The following is a 20727-nucleotide window of genomic DNA, read 5'->3' on the forward strand; positions in this document are numbered from 1 at the left end:
GGAGCACGATATGGGAGGGTGCTATGTCGCATAGTTTCCAGGCAAGTAGGCAGTGGGAGCGGATCCAACGCGAGTGGGTCACCGAGGATGCCGCGGCCGACCTCACCGGTTTCAAGTCCGATCGCCGGAACTACAACATCTCGTTGTGGGACCCGACAGCGAACGGAATCAGGTACCTGAAGACCCTCGTCTTCAACTACGGTATGCAGCTGAAGCCCGAGGAATGGGCCCGGATCGAGCGCATCAAAAACCGTGACGTCGGCGATCCGGTCACGGTGCGCTGCCAGGGCCGGACGCTCTGCCTGGACTATTTGCAGGCCTCACTCGAACTCGGATTCATCGAGCGGGTGGTCGATCTGCAGGAGGGCAGGGTCCTGGAGATCGGCGCCGGATACGGACGTACCTGCCACGCGATCCTGTCGAACTACGACATCGAGAGCTACCACATCGTCGACCTGGCGAACACGCTGGCACTGAGCCGGCGGTATCTGCGTGAGGTACTCGACGACAAGCAGTTCACCAAGATCCGGTTCGTCGAGGTCAACGACATCGGCGAGGTGCTGGAGGGGCCGAGCTTCGATCTGTGCATCAACATCCACTCGTTCACCGAGATGAAGCCCGAGGTGGTCCGGGCCTATCTCGACCTCATCGACCAGAAGTGTGCCGCCTTCTACGTCAAGAACCCGGTCGGGAAGTATCTGGACAAGAGCATGGACGGCCACTTCAAGGGCGCCGAGGCCGTCCAGCTGGCCATGCAGACCGGCCCGCTGCGGCAGGTGCTGGACATTCATGACAGCGAGGCGGTGGACGCGGCCGTGCCGGAATTCATCGCGGCGTATCTGCCGGGCAGCGACTGGTCTTGCGCAGCGGATGCGCGGGCGGTGCCGTGGAGCTACTTCTGGCAGGCCGTCTACCGCAAGCGACCCGCGGCGTGATACTGGCTGGTCCCGGGCGTTCCTGAGCCGCCGTAGCGGTACCGCTGCTCCGCCGGCGCGGGGCGCCATGGCGGCCGCCCACCGCCCCAGGCCGGGAGTGCGGGCCGACCGGTCAGGATCCGTCGGCCCGCTCGGTCTTCAGGCAGTCGGCGTAGGACGGGAACAGGCCCTGCGCCCTCGCCTCGGCCATCGACGGCGCGCCGCGGTCGCGTTCCGACAGGATGATCTCGATGTCGTCGGGGATCGGAAGGCCGAGGGCCGGGTCCAGCGCCGAGATGCCGAACTCGTTCTCGGCCGCGTACTCCTCAGAGCACAGGTAGGTGACCGCGGTGCCGTCCTCCAGGGACAGGAACGCGTGCCCCAGCCCGGCCGGGAGAAACACGGCTCGGGGCGCACGGGAGTCGATGTGTATCGCGTCCCAGCGGCCGAACGTCGGCGATCCGACACGCAGGTCGACCACCATGTCGATGAACGACCCGTGCGCGCAGTACACGTACTTCATGGAGCCGGGCGGGGTGGCGGTGAAATGGATGCCGCGCAGCGCTCCCCGCTGGGAGACGCTGCAGTTCGTCTGCGCCACCGGGAAGAACGGACGCCCGGCCGCCTCGGCGAACACCGACTCCTGATAGAGGGCCGCGAACTGCCCCCGCGCATCGGGAAACAACCGGGGCACGAACTCGACAGCGCCTTCTACCTTGAGCTTACGATACTCCATGACGATCCCTTTGGGAGCCTCTCGCTCGTGCCATATTCGCGCTCGCGGGCAAGCAACGACGTGGCGAGACCTGCGTTTGCCTCGATTGACCGTCGAGGCGGCCGTTCCTCCATGATAACGAGCGCTCTAAATTGAGCCTTTCGCAATCCTTCATTGACCCTGTCGCGATATTCGAGGGTTGTTCGAATACCTTCGACAGGGGAATATTGAATTCTGACACCGGTCACCAGCCTGCGGTCGAAACGACATCGCCGCGGCCCTCGCGGCGTCCGACTCCTTGCCCGGCGGGGCGGCCGGTCCGGCTCACCATGAACGATTCAGGGACTCCACGCGGAGAAAGGGACTTCAATGCAGGTTGGTCATGGAGTGCTGAGATGAGGATTCTCGTCACCGGCGGTGCGGGCTTCATCGGCTCCCACTACGTCCGTTCGCTGCTCGACGGCGCCTACGACGGCGGGTACGAGGACGCCCAGGTGACGGTGGTGGACAAGCTGACCTATGCCGGAAACCGCGACAACCTGCCGGCCCAGCACCCCCGGCTGCGGTTCGTGGAAGGCGACATCTGCGACGGTCCCCTGCTCACAGAGCTTCTCCAGGGACACGACGCGGTGGTGCACTTCGCCGCTGAGACCCATGTCGACCGTTCGCTCACATCGGCGTCGGAGTTCGTCCGGACCAACGTCAGCGGCACCCAGAGCGTGCTCGAGGCGTGCCGACGGGCCGGCGTGGAACGGGTCGTGCACGTGTCGACCGACGAGGTGTACGGCTCGATCAGCGAGGGCTCGTGGACCGAGGAGTGGCCACTGCTGCCCAACTCCCCGTACGCCGCGTCCAAGGCGGCCTCCGACCTGATGGCTCGGGCGTACTGGCGTACGCACCGCCTTGAGGTGTGCATCACCCGGTGCTCCAACAACTTCGGCCCGCGTCAGCACCCGGAGAAGCTCATCCCGTTGTTCGCCACCAACCTGCTCGAGGGCAGGCCGGTGCCGCTGTACGGCGACGGCCGCAACGTGCGGGAGTGGCTGCACGTCGACGACCATTGCCGGGCCATCCAGCTCGTGCTCACCCGGGGCCGGGCGGGCGAGGTCTACAACGTCGGCGGGGGCAACGAGCAGACCAACCTGGCGATCACCGAGCGGTTGCTGGAGCTGACCGGCACCGACTGGTCGATGGTTCACCGGGTCCCGGACCGTAAGGGGCACGATCTGCGCTACTCGGTCGACGAGACCAAGATCCGTGACGAGCTGGGCTACGCGCCGCGAGTCGGGTTCGATCAGGGGCTGGCGGACACGGTCGACTGGTACCGGGACAATCCGGCCTGGTGGAAGGCCGTTCAGATGCGTACGGCCGGCTCAGCACCGCCGCCGGCGATCGATTGACATGGACGGGGAAACGGCGCTGATTCGCAGGCCGGTGAACCCACTGGCGACCGGGTGCGACACCAACACGGCGTTACTGACGCTTTATCGTCCCGACCGACGATGGATGCATGGCTTCCTGGGACATCCGCATCCCGTCGGCCGGGGCACCGGGCACGTCGGCACCGCCCGGTGCGACCTCGCGCGGGCCGCCGCCCGACGACCGGTCGCCGCCGGCGGCATCGACCTGACGATGACGAACACCACCACCGGGACCTGCCGATGACCGCCACGGCAAACACGGTGGCCGACCGGATCGGCATTCGCCGACGAGAAGGCGTGACGCGATGACCGCGATGGACGAGTTCATCGCCCTGCACCGCGCGGGGACCCTCCTGGACGACTACCCGCGAGCCACCGCCCTGGCACGGGAACTCAGCGACCCGGACCTGCTCCGGGCCGGACGCCTGCTCGCGGCGCTCGACCAGGAGCGGCTGCGCGCCGCACACCCGGAGGTCAGCACCGTGACCGTCGCGGTCACCGGCCACGGCACCCTGCCCGACCTCGTCGCCGCGCTCACCGCCGAACTCGCCCGCCGCCACCTGTTGCTCGTTCCGTACGCCGGACAGTTCGACGGGTACCTGCTTGAGCTCTCGGATCCGGACAGCCGCCTGCACGCCGGTCGGCCGGACCTGATCGCATGCGTCCTCGACCCGGCGGTGATCACCGACGAGGTACCCGTGCCCTGGCGCGTCGATGATGTCGAGAAGGTCCTCGACGCCAAACTCGGCGTGCTGACCGGGCTGGTCGACCGAGTGGCCGAGATCGGTTCCGGCACGCTGCTGCTGAACACGATCCCCCTCCCCCGGGAGTTCCGTGCCCAACTCGTCGACCAGCGGTCCCGGGCCCGGCTCGGCGCGGCCTGGCGCCGGTTCAACGCCGCCCTGCTGGAGCTCTCCGAGACCCGGCCCGGTCTCGTCGTACTCGATCTCGACCCGCTCGTCGGCACCGGGCTGCCCATCGCCGAGCCGCGCCTGGAGGTCTACGCCAAGGTTCACCTCTCCCCGCAGCTCCTGGCCGGGTACGCGCGCGAGGTCGCCGACGTGGCCGCCCTGCTCGCCGGACGAACCCGCAAATGCCTCGTCGTAGACCTCGACGGCACGCTGTGGGGCGGGATCCTGGGCGACGACGGGGTGGACGGAATCGAGATCGGCGACACCCGCCGCGGCGAGGCGTTCGAGCGCTTCCAGCGGGTCGTCAAGCAGATCGCGTCGCAGGGCGTGCTCCTCGCCGTGGTCAGCAAGAACGACCCCGGACCCGTGGATGAGGCTCTGCGTCGACGTGACGGCATGGTGCTGCGCGACACCGATTTCGTCCAGGTGATCGCCAACTGGCGGCCCAAGCACGACAACCTGAAGGCCCTGGCAAAGACCCTCAACGTGGGCACCGACAGCCTCGTGTTCGTCGACGACAGCGCGTACGAGTGCGGGCTCGTCCGCCGGGAACTGCCCGAGGTCGCGGTGATCCAGGTCGACGGGGAACCGGCCGGGCACGTCGCGGCGATGCTACGGGACGGCTGGTTCACGGTCCACGAACTGACCGAGGCCGACCGGAAACGCAGCGGAAGCTACCGGGCCGAACTGGACCGCACCGACTTCCTGCAGAGCTTCGACTCCCTGGAGGACTATCTGCGTGAACTCGGCGTGCGAGTGGTGCTGGCCGACGCCACCGAGGCCGACGTGCCACGGGTGTCCCAGCTGACGCTGCGCACCAACCAGTTCAACCTGGTCACCGAGCGGCTGCAGCCCGCCGACGTACGTGAGCTGATCGCCGGCCCGGCCACCCGCGTGCTGACCATCCGCTCCGGCGACCGTTTCGGTGACAACGGCCTGGTCGGCGCGGTCTTCCTGCGCCGGGACGGCACCGAGACGCACATCGACAACTTCGTGCTCAGTTGCCGCGTCTTCGGCCGCGGCATCGAGCAGGCATGCCTGGCGGCGGTGCTGCGCCAGGCCCGCGACGGCCGGACCTCGGCCGTACGTGCCCGGTTCCGGCCCAGCGCCAAGAACGGCAACATGCGGGACTTCTACGGCCGGCACGGCTTCGCGGCGGCCACCCACGCGCCGGACGGATCCATCGAGTTCGTCCACGACCTGCGGGTTCTGCCCGAGATTCCTGGCCACCTCTTCATGGCCGACAGCTGAGAGGACCTGCCCCGTGAACAACATCGACGACTTCGCGGCGCTGCTGCGGGACGAGATCGGGCTCAGCGTCACCACCGACGACCTCACCCGCGACCTGGACGAAGTGACCGGCTGGGACTCGGTGCACCTGCTGACCGTACTGATGGCGCTGGAGCGCGCGGCCGGCCGTCCGGTCCCGATGGCCGCGGCCCTGGAGGCACCCAACCTCGCCGCCATCTATCAGCTGGCCGTGGACGCATGAGGATCGGCCCGGTCGCCCCGCAACGGCGGCCGACCCTGCACCTGATGGGTCAGCTCCGTTCGTACGCCCCGGTCTTCATCGACACCGAGGTGGACATGACGGAGGTGCGCCGGCACCGGGCGTCCGGCCGGCGCTACTCCTACGTCACCTATCTGCTCCACGCGGCCGCCCGGGTGCTCACGGCACATCCCGACGCGAACGCGGCGATCCGGGGCCGGCGCTTCCCCCGAGTTGCGAAGTATTCACAGGTGAACGGCAAGCTCGCCCTGGACGCCACGGTCGGGGGCGAGCGCGTGGTGCTCTCCTGCGTCCTGCCCGGGCTCGACCACGCCGGCCTCGACGACATCCAGGACCGGGTGGAGCACCTGCGCGACGGCGACCCGGAGACGATGCCGGAGTTCGCGGGCATCCGTACGCTGCGCCGCCTGCCGTGGCCGCTCGGTGCGCTCGCCTTTCGTGGTGCGATGCGGTCCCTGCGACGGCGCCCGCACCTGCTGGGCACGTTCGCCGTGACATCGCTGGGCCACCGGCCGGTGGACGGCTTCTACTCCTGCGGCGGCACCACCGTCACCCTCGGAGCGGGGCAGGTGGCCGACCGTGCGGTGGTCCGCGACGGGGGCCTGGCGATCGCGCCCGTCATGCGGCTGAGCCTCGCCTTCGACCACCGCGTCATCGACGGCGCCGAGGCCGCGGACGTGCTCGCCGACATCCGAGCGGCGCTGGAACGGTTTCCGGTGCCGGTCTCCCGAGCGGACGCCGCCGCACCGGCCCCAGCCGCCTGACCCGCCCTCCGAGCGCCGTTTGCGGACGGAGCGCCGCCACCGCTGACGCGCTCCTCCGCCACCCTGGACGCGGGGATTCCATGGGCGGTACGGGGAAAGACGTGGCGGCGCCGGTGCGGGCACGCCAGCCCGACGGGCGGGCGTGCCCGCGATCCCACAGCCAGCCGCGGAAGGTCACTTGAAGCGGATGAACTTGGAGAACTGGTTGTTGGCGGTGCCCACCGACACCGTCCGGTGGCTGTAGGCGACCGCGACGTTGTAGTTGTACTCGTCGACCTCGAAGGTGCCGTTCGAGTTGACGCTGGTGACGAAGGCGACGTGACCGTAGGTGCCGCCCTGGCTGACCGCGATGTCACCGGCCTTCGGGCTGTTGTAGACCGGCACCCCGGCGCGTCCGGCGGCGGCGACCCAGTCCTTGGCGTTACCCCACATGGCCCCGCCATACTGGTTGTTGAATGGCACGCCGACCCGGCTCCGCAACGCCCAGGCCGCGAAACTGGTGCACTGCCCCTTCCAGAAGTTCCAGGGGTCGATGCCCGTGCTCTGGCCCTTGTACGGGTAGTCGTCCTTCGCCGGATAGCTCGTTCCGGAGATCAGCTGGTGGGACGCGTTGTTGTTCTTCAGTGTGGCGTTCAGGTTCGTCTTCGCGCCGGGTGCGAAGTCCTGGTGGGCGTAGGAGGCGTCGTAGTCGCTGTTGTAGTAGACCCGCACGGTGCTGCTGGTGCGGTTCCACACGGAGGCGGCGTTGTTCTTGATGCACAGGCCCTGGCCGGCGCCCGCGCCCTTGAACTCGTAGCAGTCCGGCTGGGTGGTGCCGTAGTTGGCCAGGGATCCGGTGTGGTCGGAAACCGACCCCGCGTGGTCGCTGTTGTAGTAGTAACAGAACTCGCCGGTGTCGCAGATCCCGTCGCGGGCGGCCGCCTGAGCGGGGGCGGTGACCGCGAGGACGCCGAGAGTTGCGGTGAGCACGCTCGCGCTGAGGGCGCTGAGGACGCGAACGGTGGTCCTAGGCATGTCCACTTTCCTTCCAACAGCGAATGAGGGCCGACCCACCCTACAAGCTATTGATCAACTCAGGGGTCCAGGCCGTGCGTGGCCCGGCTGGCGAAGCTCGTGGGCACGACCCGCCACACCTGGGCTTCCCAGGCGGGGGATGCGGCACGCCCACGTCGTCAGGCCGGCGTGCCCGCATCCCTCAGCTGGGGCGACAGGTCACTTGACGCGGATGAACATGGACGCCGCCAGCAGATTGAAGATCAAGTTAGTGGCTATGACCGGTCGTCGGGAGCCGGCGTGGGGTGTGGTCCTCGGTGCCGGGCTTGACGAGGACGAACTGCCCCATCATGCCCCGGTCCTCGTGTTTGAGGATGTGGCAGTGGTACATGTACGGCGTCATCGGGTCGATGTGCCTGCCGAACTCCACCGCTAGCCGGACCTTCGTCTTGCCGGGTACGAACACGGTGTCCTTTGGGCCGCGCAGGTGCTCCGGCGGGTTCCTGCCGTCGATGTCGAGTACCCGGAAGGCCACCTCGTGGATGTGGAAGCTGTGGGCGAACGTGATGTTGTCGATGACCCAGATCTCGTGGGCCCCGGCGGGTACGACCTCGTCGATGCGGGCGATGTCCATCTTGCGACCGTTGATCTGCGACCCGCCGAGCCGGAAGGTCCGGACCTTCGCGCCGGTAACCGGCCCGGCCACGTCCGCGAGCGTTTCGGGTAGCGCGGGCGACGGCGAGAGCTTCCCCGCCGTGACGAGCTTGAGCAGGTCGTAGTCGCCACTCTCGATGTCGGAGTCACCGGCGAAGCTCTTCAGCAGTACCTTCTCACCCGGGGCGAACTCGGCCACGATCTCGAACCGTTCTCCTGGGCTGATCCGGAGCCGCCGCACGGGCGCCGGCCGGCCGAGCAGGCCGCCGTCGCTGGCGACGACGTGGAAGGTGCGGTTGTCGGCGAACCCGATGGTGTACACGTGCGCGTTGGAGCCGTTGAGTAGGCGGAACCGGACACGCGTGGTGGTAACCGAGAAGACCGGGCCGTACGTGCCGTTGATCAGAATCTGGTTGCCGAGCAGGCCGTACGTGCCGCCGAAGTCCTCGTCCAGTTCGCCGTTATCAGTGAACTTCTTGTCCTGGATGATCACAGGGATGTCGTCGATCCCGTACGCGTGGGGCAGCGCGACGGCCGCGTCGTCGTCAACGAGGAACATCCCGGCGAGTCCGCGGTAGACGTGCGGCGCGGTCCGGCCGTGCGGGTGGGGGTGGTACCAGGTCGTGGCGGCCGGCTGGTCGACCGTCCACTGGGGAACCCACGTAGCACCGGATCTGATCATCTGGTGTGGTCCGCCGTCCATCACAGCCGGAAGGCGCATTCCGTGCCAGTGCAGGGTGCTGTCCTCATCGAGCGTGTTGTGCACGGCCATCGCGACTCGGTCGCCGCGCCTGGCCCGAAGCGTCGGGCCGAGGTAGTCACCGTTGATGCCCCACGTCCGGGCGGACTTGCCGGGGAGTAGTTCGGAGTGCCCCTGGCGCAGACGCAACCGGTACCGCTTGACTCCGTCCGCGTCGGGCGTGGGATCCAGCACGGGCGGAATGCGCAGTGGCGTGGTGAACGATACGCTGCCCGCGTTGCCCGCCACCCCCTCGCACCCGGCCAGCGCGAGCCCGGCCAGACCGGCCAACGTGAACAAGCTGCGTCGTCTCATAACCCGAACGGTATTGAACCTGCTGGTCAGAGGCGTCATCCGAAAACGGCAACCAGAGCGTACGCCCCCGGCGGTAGCGTCATCCCCCAGCAGTACACGCAGGATGCCGCCCGAGGCCGAGGCGGCGACCGGGCCCGTCGGGCACGGTTGTCGGCATGAGACAACTCCTGGCTCTCGCTCTCCTCGCCTCCTCCCTGTCGATCGCCCCCGCGGCCCTGGCCGACCCCGCACAGGCGTCCACGCCCCTGCCCGCCCCCTCGTCGGCACCTTCCGCGCAGCAGCTCGACATCGTCGTCGACGCGGACGGGTTCGACGCGCCGTCGGCACTGCTCGCGGGGACGGTGACGCTCCGCGTCCGTTCGACTGATCCGCACGGCGCCTGGCTCGGACTGGTCCGGCTGCGGCCCGGTGTCACCCTCACGCGCTATCTCGGCAACCTCGAACGGGCGATGGGCGACGACCCGGTCGACGGCGGCACGGCGGTGGCCCGGGACGTGGACATGCTGGGCGGTGTAGCCGTCGCGGACGTACCGGCCGCGGCGACGCTGGCCGTGTCGCCCGGCAGGTACTACCTGATCGACTTCAAGGACGTCGGGCTGCCCGACCTGGCGCGCCGGGTACGACCGGTCACGGTCCTGCCAGGGCACGCCGGTCTGCCGCCTACCGCGACGACGCGGATCACGCTCACCGACGGCAGGTTCACCGCGCCCGAGGTATTCCGCGGGCCTGTACACGTGGCCAACCTCTCGCGCCAGTACAACGAGGCGATGCTGATGCCGGTCCGGCCTGGAACGTCGCTGGCCGACCTGGACAAGTTCTTCACCGAGGTGGACGCCGGGCGGTACCCGAACGATGCGCCGTTCACCGGTGGCCCGACCGGCGTGGTACCGCCGTCCCCGGGGCGGTCCGTGGTGTTGGACGCCCCGCTCCCGGCCGGCCGGTACGCCCTGGTCACCTGGGTGCGCGATCTACGAACGGGCAGGATGTTCGCGGCAGAGGGGATGCGCACGCTGATCACGGTGGAGGGATAGGAACGTGCCACGACCGGTCGACATCGCATTGGGCGCCGGGCTCATCGCGGTGGTCCTCACCACCAGTCTGCTCCGCCTCGGCCCGCCGGGGCCGACCGGCCCGTTGAACGGGGGCGCGGTTGTGCTCGCCGTAGCGGCCGGCATCGCGGTGGCGTTCCGGCGGTGGTTTCCGGTTGCCTGCCTGGTGGCCGTGAACCTGGTCACGATGGTGTGGTTCCACGCCGACTACCACGGCCGGCTGATCACCGTCGCGCCGCTGATCTGCTGCTACACGCTCGCGGCGTACCGGGGTTGGCGGGCGGGGCTGGTCGGCGGGCTGCTGACCGCAGCGACCACCGTCGTCACGGTACGGCTCGCGCTGGGCGGAGAATGGCTCGGTGACCAGGTGTTCAACGCCGTTCCGCTGATCGCCGCCGCCACCGCGCTCGGCGCGGCGGTGCACTCGCACCGGGCGTTCGCGGCGGGCGCGCGTGAGCGGGCCGAACGAATCGCCGAGGCACGGTCCGACCAGGCTCGCCGGCAGGCAGCCGAGGAACGGCTGGAGATCGCCCGCGAGCTGCACGACGTGTTCGGCCACACCATGGCGGCGATCAGCGTGCAGGCCGGTGTCGCTGTACACGTCATGCAGCGCAGGCCCGAGCAGGCCGCCGAGGCACTGTCCACGATCAAACGAATCAGCAATGACGGGCTCACCGAGGTACAGGTGCTGCTCGGGGCGATGCGGTCGGAGGACATGCGTACCGCCACCGGCGGCCTGGCCCACCTGGAGAAGCTGCTCGACACCGCCGGCGTACGGGTCGACCTACGGGTGCGCGGCGAGAGCCGGACCGTTCCGGTCGCGGTCGACCTGGCCGCGTTCCGGATCATCCAGGAGTCGCTGACCAACGTACGGCGGCACGCCAACGCCTCGTCCGTACGGGTGGAGTTGAGCTACGGCGACGAGCTGGGAATCGTGGTACTCGACGACGGAAAGCCCTCGGACACGTCCACGACCGTGGGCGGGCACGGCATCGAGGGCATGCGCGCACGGGCTGAGAAACTGGGCGGGACCCTTGTCGCCGGCCGGCGGGACGACGGCTTCGAGGTACGGTGCGTCCTGCCGATCCGGAAGGACGCCCCATGATTAAGGTGCTCATCGCTGACGACCAAGCCCTGGTACGAGGCGGGTTCCGGGTCCTGATCGACAGCGAGCCGGACATGACGGTGGTCGGCGAGGCGAGCGACGGGGCGACCGCGGCCGAGCTGGCGCGTACGACCGGCCCCGACGTGATCCTGATGGACGTCCAGATGCCTGGCGTGGACGGCATCGAGGGCATCCGCCGGGTGGTGGCGGACCCGGCCCTGGCCGGCGTCCGGATCCTCATCCTCACCACGTTCGACGAGGACGAGTACGCCATCGCCGGGCTGCGCGTCGGCGCGAGCGGGTTCCTGCTCAAGAACACCGAACCGGAACAGCTCCTGCACGGCATCCGCGTCGTGGCGGGCGGGGAAGAGCTGTTGTCCCCAGGGCTCACCCGACGGCTCATCGCCCGGATGACCATACCGTCCACGGCCATCAACCATGACGTGTTCGCCCAGCTCACCACCAGAGAGCGGGAAGTCGTCGCGCTCGCCGCGCAGGGCCTGAGCAACGAGGAGATCACCCGTGAGCTGGTCATCAGCCCCGCCACCACCAAGACACACATCAGCCGCGCGCTGACCAAGCTCGACGCACGCGACCGGGCGCAGCTCGTGGCCCTGGCGTACCGGCACCGGCTCATCGAGCCCAGCTAGGTTTACTTGGTTTTCGGGGTCTTGACGATCATCGGGCCCGGATATGCCGACGGACAGGGCCGATGCGGTGGTCTCACGCTACCTCGCTGGCTGGTAGCGGGTTGATGATGGCGCTGGCTTCGTGGGCGGCGGGGCTGAGGTAGCCGAGGCTGGAGTGCCGGGCGGCGGGTGTTGTACCAGCCTGCCACGTACTCGAATATCGGCTGGCGTTGCGGGTGGGCCATGCCTTGGCGGTGAATCAGTTCGGCCTTGAGCGTGGCGAAGAACGACTCGGCGACGGCGTTGTCCGAGCGCTGCCTGCGCCGGCCCAGTGGTAGCCGGATTCCGTGCCGCTTGGCCAGGCGGGCGTGTCCGTCGCGTCCGGCGGGCTCTGGCTATTTCCGGGGTGGCAGTGGTGCGACCGGGCGGACCGCGGTGAACTGAGCGTGCTCATACCGCGTGGCGGCGAGCAGCAACAGCCATTCGTCGCAGCCCTGCCACGGGTAGAGGTCGGCGGCACCGCCGCGTACGACCCTATGCCCGTCGCCAGTGCGTGGACGGGCATCCGCCGGGGCACCCACAAACCCGGGAATCCACACGTCGGCGCAGATCTCGGCCGCCGAGCCCATCGCGGCCAGCCCGAACGCGTTCTCAGCGGCGGCCGTCCGCCGCTCATCGCCGAAGTCGTCGAGCAGTTGGTCCTCGCCGGGTTTCTCGTCGCCCCGGAAGGTCAAGGTGGTGGCGCCGGCTCGGGCGGCGTACTCCCACTCGGCCTCGCTGGGCAGCCGGAACGGCAGCGCCTTGAGCAGGTCGTCCAGGTCATCCTCGAGCCGGGCCGTGCCGGAGTCCGCGTCGGCGTAGTCGTCCTCGTACTCGGGCAACCAGTGCCGGACCTGTGCGACCGTCAACGGGTGCCGGGCTATCAGGAATGGTTCGACCCGCACCTCGCGTACCGGCTGGGCATCTCCAGCACCGGCGAAGAACGGCTCAAGAGTGTCCTCGGCTCCCCCACTGCGCTCGATCGCGCGTACCGCCGCCAATTCCGCCTCGGACATACCCATGCGGAAGGTCCCGCCCGGCACCTCCCGAAAGACCACGCCGGATGGGATATGCCGCCCGGCCACGATCTTCTTGGTCCACACGACACCGAACGCTAATGCAGTGTCCATTAACGTTCGCCAGGTTGGGGGCTGCTCCCGGGATTGTCGTGCGGGTGGTGCTTGGGATCAACGGGTGGCGTCGCCGCCGTCGGGATGTTCCGCTGGCTGGTCATCAGAAGTTGTGTCGGGAGTTGTCGGGGGCGAGGCCGGGCACGTTCGGTGAACTGGACTCGGTGGGTGCCCCGGTCGGTGTTGAGGTGGTTCTCCGATGCGTGGTTCGCGGCGGCGAAGCGCCGCCGCGATGGCGACCCGTCGGCGCGGTTTCCGCGCCGCCGCCGTACGCTGATGCCGGTCGTGTCCTGGGCAGTAGAGCAGCGCATCGGTGTGCTGCATGTGGGCGACCCCCGAGGGGTGGTCGACATCGATGCGGGGCGGCGGCACAACCTGCGGCTACGGCAGTGGCAGACCGGTCGCCTGTTGCAGCCTCACCGACGGGGCTGTCCTCGCCGGTGTCACCGTCCACCTCGTCGATCAACGGGACACCTCCTCCACCTGCTCGCCCACACAGCGAGGATCCACCAACCACACCGGAAACCCGGTGAACGCCAGTGGAAACCGCACTAGCGTCACGGACCTCGTGATATCGCCTGATTTTGCCGAGGCCCTGGTTTCACGGCGCGTTATTTCGCCATGACCAGGTGTGGTCAACTCGGCAACGTCCGGATGCAAGCAGCCGCGATTCGGTTACCTTCCGTGGCGAGGGCTTCGCGGCACGAGAGTGCCCGGCGCCAGCCCCTCGACGCAGCGAAGCGAAGCACGGATGCCGGCAACGTCGCGCGGGGGAGAGAACTCAGCGGGCGGGCACCGGCTCGGCCGACGGCCGCCACTCCCGCCTGATCAGCCCGTAGACCCACGAGTCGGAGACCTCGCCGTTCACGACGCAGTCTTCCCGTAACGTCCCTTCCCGCACGAACCCGAGCTTTTCCAGCACGCGGGCGGATGCCACGTTGCGTGTATCAGCCTCAGCCTGGACGCGATTCAGGTCCAGCGTGTCGAATGCCCACCTCAGCAGGGCACGCGCGGCCTCCGTCGCGTAGCCGTGGCCCCACGCCGCATCGTCGAAGCAGTAGCCCAGCGATGCGCTGCGGTAGTCCGGATTCCATCGGGTCAGGCTGCACCAGCCGATGAACGCCCCGTCGGAGACACGATCCACGGCCAGCCGCGCCCCGGTGCCATCCTCCGCCATCTGCCGGCAATCCGTGATGAACCGCTCGGCGCGCTCGCGTTCGCTCCACGGTGGCGCGTCCCAGTAGCGCAGCACGTAGGCGCTGCTGTGCAGCGCGAAGAGGTCGTTGGCATCCGCGTCGTCGAAGGGACGCAGTCGAAGGCGAGGGGTGTGCAGCGTGGGGGTGGGCAGCGACGTGCGCGTCATGTTCCCTCCGGAATTGGTGGCCGATCAACCAGACATCCGGTACCGGCCACTCGCAACGAGTTTTCTCGGCGGGCGGGCGGAACGACGCTTGTCCCGGCGGTCGTCCCGATACGTGGCGCGTCATTGCCTGCGGGTTCTAATCCCGGTCACCCTCGTTGGCCTGATCGGACGCATGTCGTTCATGGCGCCGTTGTGGTTGTCACGGGTCAGGAAGCGGTTGAGGCGTCGACGCGGAGCCCTCGCCCTTGTCGATACCGGTGAACCGGGCGGTGTCGTCCTTGCCGTAGGCGGAGTAGCCGCAGGTCGCCTTGGTGTTGCCGGCCCATCCGTGACCCGTTCGACATCCGCGTGCGGGTTGCAACCGTGGAAAGCGGCTTCGTCCGTGCCATCGGCGTTGTGCCTCGTCTGCGACAGCCGCTCGCCCGACAGCGCGTACCGGTACGACTTGGTCGCCTGCCCGTCGGTCGCCTCGTCCAGCACCTCACCAAGAAAACCAGGTAGTCGCAGGTGTACCGGGCGACTGACGTCGTGCCGTTGGCGTTGCGGTGCTTGTCCGCCACGTGGTCGAAACCGTCGTACACGGTGCGCAGGTGCCGCCCGAGCAGCCGGGTCGTCAGCACGTACACGATCGCGGCGAACACCGCCCGAGCCTCGATCGACGGCGTGCCACCACCCTGGGAACGTCGAGACGACGGTGGGATCGACGGGGCAGCGTCCCACGGCTCGACCGGCAACCACCGCGAGCTGACCGTCCGTCCAGAGTAGATGGGAGCTGCTGCCAGGATCAGCCGATCACCGCCTGAAAAAGCGCTCCTGGTACGCCACTCAATTGATCGCTACACTCACCTGTCTAGATCAACGATTACGCACGGGGAGTGGTCGCGTATGAGTTCTGGAACCTTTGACGTCGTCATCGTCGGTAACGGTTCAATCGGCCTGTCCACGGCCATCGCCCTCGCCGACGAGCAACCGGACGCCTCCGTCGCGGTCGTGGGTCCCTCCGCGCGGGTCTACGCAGCGACACCGGCCGCCGGCGCGATGCTGGGCTGCTTCGGTGAGATCACCGCAGCGGGCGTGGCCAGCCCCTACGGGCGCCGCAAGTTTGAACTCGCCAAGACCGCGCGCGGCTACTGGCCGGCCTGGTTCGAGCGCCTGGGCGTGGCCCCGGACAGTGTTCTGACCACTCGGGAGACCGTCGTCCTGCTCAACTCGGTGGGCTACTCCGAGGTGGACAGCGGCAACTTCGTCGCCATCGAGCGGGAGCTGCGCGACGCGAACGAGCCGTTCAGCGAAATCGACGTCAACGACATCAAGTGGATCGATCCCGATTCGAACTTCCGCCCCCTCCGGGCACTTCATCTTCCCAACGAGGGCGCCGTCGACTCGGGTGCGCTGCTCGACGCTCTGACCGCAGCGGCCGAACAGCGGGGTGTCACCTTCATCGACGCGACGGCCACCGCGCTGCGGGCCGCGAACGGCCGCATCCAGGGGGTCGACGTCGCCGGGGGCACCATCTCCGGTGGCACGGTCGTCGTGGCCGCCGGCGCGGCGAGCGGACCGCTGATCCAGTCCGTGCCGGAGCTGGCGTACCGGGTCCCGATGGTGGTCGCCGGCGGCGGGGTGTCGGTGCTGGCGCAGGTCGGTGACCAGTCGGTTCCGCCGTACGTGCTGCGTACGCCGAACCGGGCCTTCGCCTGTGGGCTCCACGTCGTTCCGCGCAAGAACGGCACCGTCTACGTCGGCGCCACCAACGACGTCTACTTCGAGCCGCAGACCGACTGGGAACTCGCGGACCTCATCTTCCTTACCGACGGGGCCATCCGGCAGGTACGGCGCGATCTGAACCACGCCAAGATCCAGCACATCGGGTTGGGTAACCGGCCGATGAGCATCGACGGCTGGCCCCTCATCGGGCCCACCTCGGTCGACAACCTCTGGATCCTGACCGGCACATACCGCGACGGACTGCACCAGTCGCCCATGCTCGCCACGGACCTCGCCCGCCGCATCAGCGGCAAGGAGGGCGTGGTCGATCTCAGCGAGTTCCGGCCCGAGCGGGAACCGATCAACCCGGTCGACAAGTCGACCGTCCTCGATGACGTGGTCCGTCACACGCTCGCCTGCGGGCACGAGGACCCCTGGCGAGTCGACCCGGACTGGCCGGGCTTCATCGCCAACGTCTCCCGGACCGCCTACAGCGCCCTCATCGACCGGCTTGGCACCGACTACATCGCGCCGCCGGAGGTCCTGCACAGCCTGCTCATGGCGGGTGACACCGAGATATCCCGCATTCAGGACTACTACAAGGCCGTCTACGCCGCCTGGCACTGATCACACGGAGGTCTCCGGGTGTACTGACACGGCGCACCCGGAGACCTGTTCTCGACATCCCGCGCGGAGGTAGGCGCCACCGCTGGTGGGTCGCGGACCCGCCCGGGGGGCGCGTCGTCCGCACCTTCGGTGCTCGATGACACCGGATCGCCGGCCTCAGCTATATCAGGAGATCCCCTATGGACGGACCAGCCGTCGAGATCATCAACGTCAGTCAGACGTACCGCGGCCGCAGAGGACGGGTCGCCGCGCTGCACGATGTCAGCTTCAACATCGACGAGGGCGAGATTGTCGGACTGCTCGGCTCCAACGGAGCGGGCAAGACGACCCTGACCCGGATCATTGGCACCCTCCTGCTGCCCACGGAGGGCACCGTCCGGGTCTTCGGCTCCGACGTGGTCCGGGACACGGCCGCCGTACGAAAGAACACGGTGGCCGTCTTCGGCGGCGAACGGGGCCTCTACGACCGCCTCAGCGGCCGGCAGAACCTGATTTTCTTCGCCATGTTGCATGGCGTACCGCGACGGGGACTCGCGGCGCGGGCCGACGAGGCTCTGGAGAAGTCCGGACTCAGCGAGGCCGCGGACCGCGCGGTCGAGACCTACTCCAAGGGCATGCGGCAGCGCTTGCACCTGGCCATCGGTATGGTCAGTACGCCCCGATTGCTGCTGCTCGACGAACCCACCGTGGGCCTGGATCCCATCGAGGCCGAACGTCTGCGCGTCGCGATCGCCGACCTGCGTGCCGTCGGCGTGACGATCCTGCTCACGAGTCACTATCTGCTCGATGTCGAACGGCTCGCCGACCGGGTCGTGATCCTGTCCAAGGGCCGGGTCGCCGGGAACATGAGCGTGGCGGAGTTCGCCCGCACCGCCGGGTACACGGCGACCGTGGTGGTACGGGGCCGGGGATCGGCACCGCAGGAACTCTCCGGCGGACTGCCCGGCGTGGCCGTGGACGAAGTCGTCGAGGACTCCGTGACGTGGACCGCGCGGCTCCGCGTGGCGGGCTGGGGTGCGGAATCCTTCGGTCAGCTCAGCCGTCTGCTGAGTTCCGGCAACATCCTCGACGTCGAGGTGCAGCCGCTACGGCTTGAGGACGCGTACGCGCTCATGGACAGCAAGCTCTCCGCCAATGGGTGACCGGCTCACGGCGACCCTGTGGCTCCTGTGGGACTGCAGCCGCATGCAGGCCCGGGAACTGGCAGGGCACCCGCTCGCGCTCATCATCGGCGTGGTCCAGCCCGCCGTCTTCCTCATGATCACCATGGGTTTCGACTCCGCGGAACTCGGAGCCGACCGGGCCACCCAGCTGGCGGTGGCTGTCATCCTCACCTCGCTGTGGGCATCGACCGTCTGGATGGCGGGCGGCATCCTGCACCGGGAACAGGAGCTCGGCACGCTGGCCGCCAACGTGGCGAGCGTGCATCCCGGCTTCCTCGTTCTGCTCGGAAAGTGCCTGGGCGCGACCGTGCGGACGGTCCTGGGCATCCTCGTCGCGGCGGGCGTGACAGTCGTGCTGATCGGCGCACCCGTCCAGCTGAAACAGCCGGAACTCCTGCTCCTCGGTCTCGTCACCGTCGTGGCCTCCGGCACCGCGCTGGGCATGCTGATGTCGTGCCTGTTCCTGGTGACCCCGTACGGCATGCATTTGTCCAGTGCCCTGATGTACCCGATCTTCCTCCTCGGCGGCATGCTGATCCCGGCAGACGTTCTACCCGGCCCGCTGCAGTTCGTCTCGAAGCTGATCAGCCTCCACTGGGCACAGGAGTTCCTGACCGGTGCCGCGCTCGGCCACACAGACGTGAACGCCTACCTGATCATGGTGGGACTGACGGTCGGCTACTTCGTCGCCGCGGTGTGGACCTTCAACCGCCTGGTGGATCACGCACGAAGGGGCGGAACTCTTGAGCTTGTCTGACACCGCATGGCGCCTCGGCTTGACGGCCCGCCTGGGGGTCGTCGAGTTCCGTGAGGCGAACCCGGACTGGGTCATCTGGTCGGCACTGGTGCCACGAGCCATCCTGCAGGCGCTCTTCTTCACCGTGCTCGGTGGCGTCATCGGTGGTGACGACGCCAAGGCGTACACCTTCGTCGGCGCGCTGGCGGGCTCGGTGACGCTCTCCGGCGCCGTCGCCGTCATCGACGTACCACTGGTCGACAAATGGTTCGGCACCTTCTTCCGGCTGCGTACCGGGCAGCTGAAGCCGATCCTGGTCTTCCTCATGCGGACGCTGCCCTACCCGGTTCTCGGCCTGGTGTTCATCCTCAGCGCGATGGTGGTGGTCGGTCCGCTGACCGGCCAGACCGCACTCGTCCTGGACCTGGTTCCCTGGCTCCCGCTCTTCTTCCTCATGTCGGTGACGACCACCGCCGCCGGCCTCGCCTGCGCCGCGCTGGCCGTCGGTAAACGGGCCAACGTACTCGTCGGCAACCTGCTGGCTTACCTCATACTGCTCGCCAGCGGGGTGTTCCTGCCCAGCGGGCAGGTGACCTGGGTCGACTGGATCGGAAGCGTGCTGCCCATCCGACACGGGCTGCAAGCCGTACGGGACGGCCTGGAAGGCCGCCCGTGGCTCGGTGGCGTAGTGGCCGAGATCGTGGTCGGGGTGGCTTGGGGCCTGCTGGCCTGGGCGGTCGTCGCCATTCAGGTTCGCCGTGCCCACCGGCACGGCTTCGACAGCTTTTCGTGATCGCTCCGGTTCCGACCCGGAGCCGAGGCGCAAGGAACGGATCGTCATGCCGACGCGGGCGATCTGTAACCGTTGAGGGGATACCCGAAAATCATGACTCAAGAACGACTGCCACTTCTGTCGGAGCAGCGAGACCGGCTGGCCTACGCCGCGTGGACCGAGGGACAGGGCCTCGGCGAGTTCGTCCGGAACTTCGGCGGCGGATTCCGGCTGCGCGGCGCGCTGGACGTCGACACGCTGAAGGCCGCTCTCACCGCCCTGGTGGAGCGACACGAGGCGCTTCGCACCGCCTTCCCGGATGGTTTCGACTCGGACTACCAGGTCGTACAGGAGCCCCGCGAGGCGGTGCTCGCCGAACAGGATCTGCGGCACCTTCCGGAGGAGGGCCGCGTCGAGGCGGGCCTACGGAGCGCGGGTGAGTACCTGAGCCGCAACCTCGACCCGGCCGGCGGCCTGATGCTCAGCACGGTGCTGGTTCGCCTCGGCGAGGAGGACCACATCCTCGGGCTCGCGCTCGACCACATGGTGGCGGACGGCGCATCGCTGGAGACCCTCGTCGATGAACTGTGGCAGCTGTACGCGGCCGCGGAGCGAGGCGAGCCTTCCCCGCTCCCGACGACTCGGTTCGACTACCGCGCCTACCTGCGCTGGGAGGACGACTGGCTGCGCAACGATCCGGTGCCGCGGCAGTCGATCGCCCGCTTCGCCGAGGTTCTGGAGGGCCCGGGGGTCCTGCCGCTGGCCGACATCAATGGCCGGCTGCGCGACACAAACGACCGCTTCACCCCCAAGCACGTGGCCGGGACGGTGAGCGGTGACGACTACAAGAAGTTCACCGCCTACTGCCGGGACACGCGGATGACGCCGTTCGTCGCCCTGCTCACGGCCTATCTGGGTGCCGTGCACGCCTGCGGGGGCTCGAGCGACATGGGGGTGATGATCCCGATCAGCCGCCGAACCGAGGAAAGCCACATCAACGCGGTGTGCAATCTGACCACGCAGGCGACCGTGCGCGTCCGGTTCGACACGTCGGCGTCGTTCCGTGATCTCAACCGGCAGGTGCGCTCGGCCGTGATGGAGACCTACCGGCTCGGCCAGGTTCCGTTGTACGAGGTCCTGAAGGAGCTGGCGCCGGAGACGGCGGGCCGCCTCTTCCTACGCCCCTGTCTCTTCTTCGATCTCGCTCCGGCGGGCTGGACGGGCGGGCGGCGGGCGGTGGGCGACCTGACCGTCGATCCGGTCGACGTACCGATCACCCTGCGGCATGAAGAGCTGCTCTCCGTCTTCGCCTCGACCAGCGAGGACCAACTGTCCTACCACCTCCTCTACCCGGCCGACGTGTACACCGCACCGGCGATCGACGATCTCAATCGCGCCTTCACCGGCCTCCTGGAGCGGTGCGTCAACGATCCGCTCGCACCGGTCGGCACGCTGTTCTAGGTCCACCGGGAGT

General features: G+C 68.4%; 20 protein-coding genes. 14 read left to right on the forward strand and 6 right to left on the reverse strand.

Annotation, left to right across the window (positions count from 1 at the left end; genetic code table 11):
• Nucleotides 1–23 precede the first annotated feature (23 nt).
• A complete protein-coding gene (locus tag GA0070604_RS20765) occupies nt 24–935 on the forward strand; it encodes a putative sugar O-methyltransferase (RefSeq protein ID WP_091120961.1) in 912 nt (303 codons plus the stop codon).
• A 112-nt stretch (nt 936–1047) separates the two neighbouring features.
• Here GA0070604_RS20765 and GA0070604_RS20770 read toward each other — a convergent pair whose 3' ends face one another.
• On the reverse strand, nt 1048–1650 hold the full coding sequence (locus tag GA0070604_RS20770) for a dTDP-4-dehydrorhamnose 3,5-epimerase family protein (protein ID WP_091120963.1): 603 nt from the start codon (nt 1648–1650) through the stop codon (nt 1048–1050).
• Nucleotides 1651–2024: 374 nt separating this feature from the next.
• Here GA0070604_RS20770 and rfbB point away from each other — a divergent pair, with 374 nt between their 5' ends.
• The 5 genes from rfbB (at nt 2025) to GA0070604_RS20790 (ending at nt 6235) form a co-directional block, all read left to right on the forward strand.
• Complete coding sequence (rfbB, locus tag GA0070604_RS20775) at nt 2025–3029, forward strand: dTDP-glucose 4,6-dehydratase (protein ID WP_091120965.1); 1005 nt, start codon at nt 2025–2027, stop codon at nt 3027–3029.
• A 106-nt stretch (nt 3030–3135) separates the two neighbouring features.
• Complete coding sequence (locus GA0070604_RS32695; protein WP_167363539.1) at nt 3136–3294, forward strand: hypothetical protein; 159 nt, start codon at nt 3136–3138, stop codon at nt 3292–3294.
• Between the two features lie 61 nt (nt 3295–3355).
• Nucleotides 3356–5212: an HAD-IIIC family phosphatase gene (locus GA0070604_RS20780; protein WP_091120967.1), complete on the forward strand. Its 1857-nt coding sequence runs from the start codon at nt 3356–3358 to the stop codon at nt 5210–5212.
• 13 nt (nt 5213–5225) lie between these two features.
• Nucleotides 5226–5453, forward strand: a complete 228-nt coding sequence (locus tag GA0070604_RS20785; protein WP_091120969.1) for an acyl carrier protein — start codon at nt 5226–5228, stop codon at nt 5451–5453.
• 44 nt (nt 5454–5497) lie between these two features.
• Nucleotides 5498–6235 (forward strand): 2-oxo acid dehydrogenase subunit E2, encoded by a 738-nt coding sequence (locus tag GA0070604_RS20790; protein WP_244162032.1) that lies wholly within the window; start codon nt 5498–5500, stop codon nt 6233–6235.
• Between the two features lie 174 nt (nt 6236–6409).
• On the opposite strand, the gene GA0070604_RS20795 is transcribed toward GA0070604_RS20790, so the two are convergent.
• On the reverse strand, nt 6410–7249 hold the full coding sequence (locus GA0070604_RS20795; protein WP_091120973.1) for a CHAP domain-containing protein: 840 nt from the start codon (nt 7247–7249) through the stop codon (nt 6410–6412).
• A gap of 247 nt (nt 7250–7496) precedes the next feature.
• On the reverse strand, nt 7497–8936 hold the full coding sequence (locus tag GA0070604_RS20800; RefSeq protein ID WP_091120979.1) for a multicopper oxidase family protein: 1440 nt from the start codon (nt 8934–8936) through the stop codon (nt 7497–7499).
• A gap of 155 nt (nt 8937–9091) precedes the next feature.
• Between GA0070604_RS20800 and GA0070604_RS20805 the strand changes: the two genes are divergently transcribed.
• The 3 genes from GA0070604_RS20805 to GA0070604_RS20815 are packed head-to-tail and all read left to right on the forward strand — an operon-like array spanning nt 9092 to nt 11740.
• Nucleotides 9092–9967, forward strand: coding sequence for a hypothetical protein (locus tag GA0070604_RS20805; protein WP_091120980.1), 876 nt, complete (start codon nt 9092–9094; stop codon nt 9965–9967).
• Nucleotides 9968–9971: 4 nt separating this feature from the next.
• Nucleotides 9972–11090, forward strand: coding sequence for a sensor histidine kinase (locus GA0070604_RS20810; protein WP_141721365.1), 1119 nt, complete (start codon nt 9972–9974; stop codon nt 11088–11090).
• Complete coding sequence (locus GA0070604_RS20815; RefSeq protein ID WP_091120984.1) at nt 11087–11740, forward strand: response regulator; 654 nt, start codon at nt 11087–11089, stop codon at nt 11738–11740. Before GA0070604_RS20810 ends, GA0070604_RS20815 begins: the two co-directional genes overlap by 4 nt.
• Nucleotides 11741–11742: 2 nt before the next feature.
• Here the strand turns inward: GA0070604_RS20815 and GA0070604_RS34355 are convergent, their stop codons facing one another.
• From GA0070604_RS34355 to GA0070604_RS20830, 3 genes are all read right to left on the reverse strand, one after another.
• Nucleotides 11743–12081 carry an integrase core domain-containing protein gene (locus GA0070604_RS34355; protein WP_091120985.1) on the reverse strand — a complete coding sequence of 113 codons (339 nt, stop codon included), beginning with the start codon at nt 12079–12081 and terminating at the stop codon, nt 11743–11745.
• Nucleotides 12082–12114: 33 nt separating this feature from the next.
• Nucleotides 12115–12888: a formylglycine-generating enzyme family protein gene (locus tag GA0070604_RS20825; protein WP_377593247.1), complete on the reverse strand. Its 774-nt coding sequence runs from the start codon at nt 12886–12888 to the stop codon at nt 12115–12117.
• 781 nt (nt 12889–13669) lie between these two features.
• A complete protein-coding gene (locus tag GA0070604_RS20830; protein ID WP_091120994.1) occupies nt 13670–14251 on the reverse strand; it encodes a GNAT family N-acetyltransferase in 582 nt (193 codons plus the stop codon).
• Nucleotides 14252–15136: 885 nt separating this feature from the next.
• Between GA0070604_RS20830 and GA0070604_RS20840 the strand changes: the two genes are divergently transcribed.
• The 5 genes from GA0070604_RS20840 to GA0070604_RS20860 all read left to right on the forward strand — a co-directional run bounded on the left by GA0070604_RS20840 (nt 15137) and on the right by GA0070604_RS20860 (nt 20714).
• On the forward strand, nt 15137–16582 hold the full coding sequence (locus tag GA0070604_RS20840; RefSeq protein ID WP_167363540.1) for an NAD(P)/FAD-dependent oxidoreductase: 1446 nt from the start codon (nt 15137–15139) through the stop codon (nt 16580–16582).
• A 179-nt stretch (nt 16583–16761) separates the two neighbouring features.
• A complete protein-coding gene (locus GA0070604_RS20845) occupies nt 16762–17724 on the forward strand; it encodes an ABC transporter ATP-binding protein (RefSeq protein WP_091121003.1) in 963 nt (320 codons plus the stop codon).
• Nucleotides 17717–18502, forward strand: coding sequence for an ABC transporter permease (locus GA0070604_RS20850; protein WP_091121007.1), 786 nt, complete (start codon nt 17717–17719; stop codon nt 18500–18502). The genes GA0070604_RS20845 and GA0070604_RS20850 overlap by 8 nt, the downstream gene beginning before the upstream one ends.
• Before the next feature lie 19 nt (nt 18503–18521).
• A complete protein-coding gene (locus GA0070604_RS20855) occupies nt 18522–19274 on the forward strand; it encodes an ABC transporter permease (RefSeq protein ID WP_167363541.1) in 753 nt (250 codons plus the stop codon).
• Nucleotides 19275–19367: 93 nt separating this feature from the next.
• Nucleotides 19368–20714 carry a condensation domain-containing protein gene (locus GA0070604_RS20860; protein WP_091121015.1) on the forward strand — a complete coding sequence of 449 codons (1347 nt, stop codon included), beginning with the start codon at nt 19368–19370 and terminating at the stop codon, nt 20712–20714.
• Nucleotides 20715–20727 lie beyond the last annotated feature (13 nt).

The organism is Micromonospora eburnea, from assembly GCF_900090225.1.
Lineage (GTDB): Bacteria > Actinomycetota > Actinomycetes > Mycobacteriales > Micromonosporaceae > Micromonospora > Micromonospora eburnea.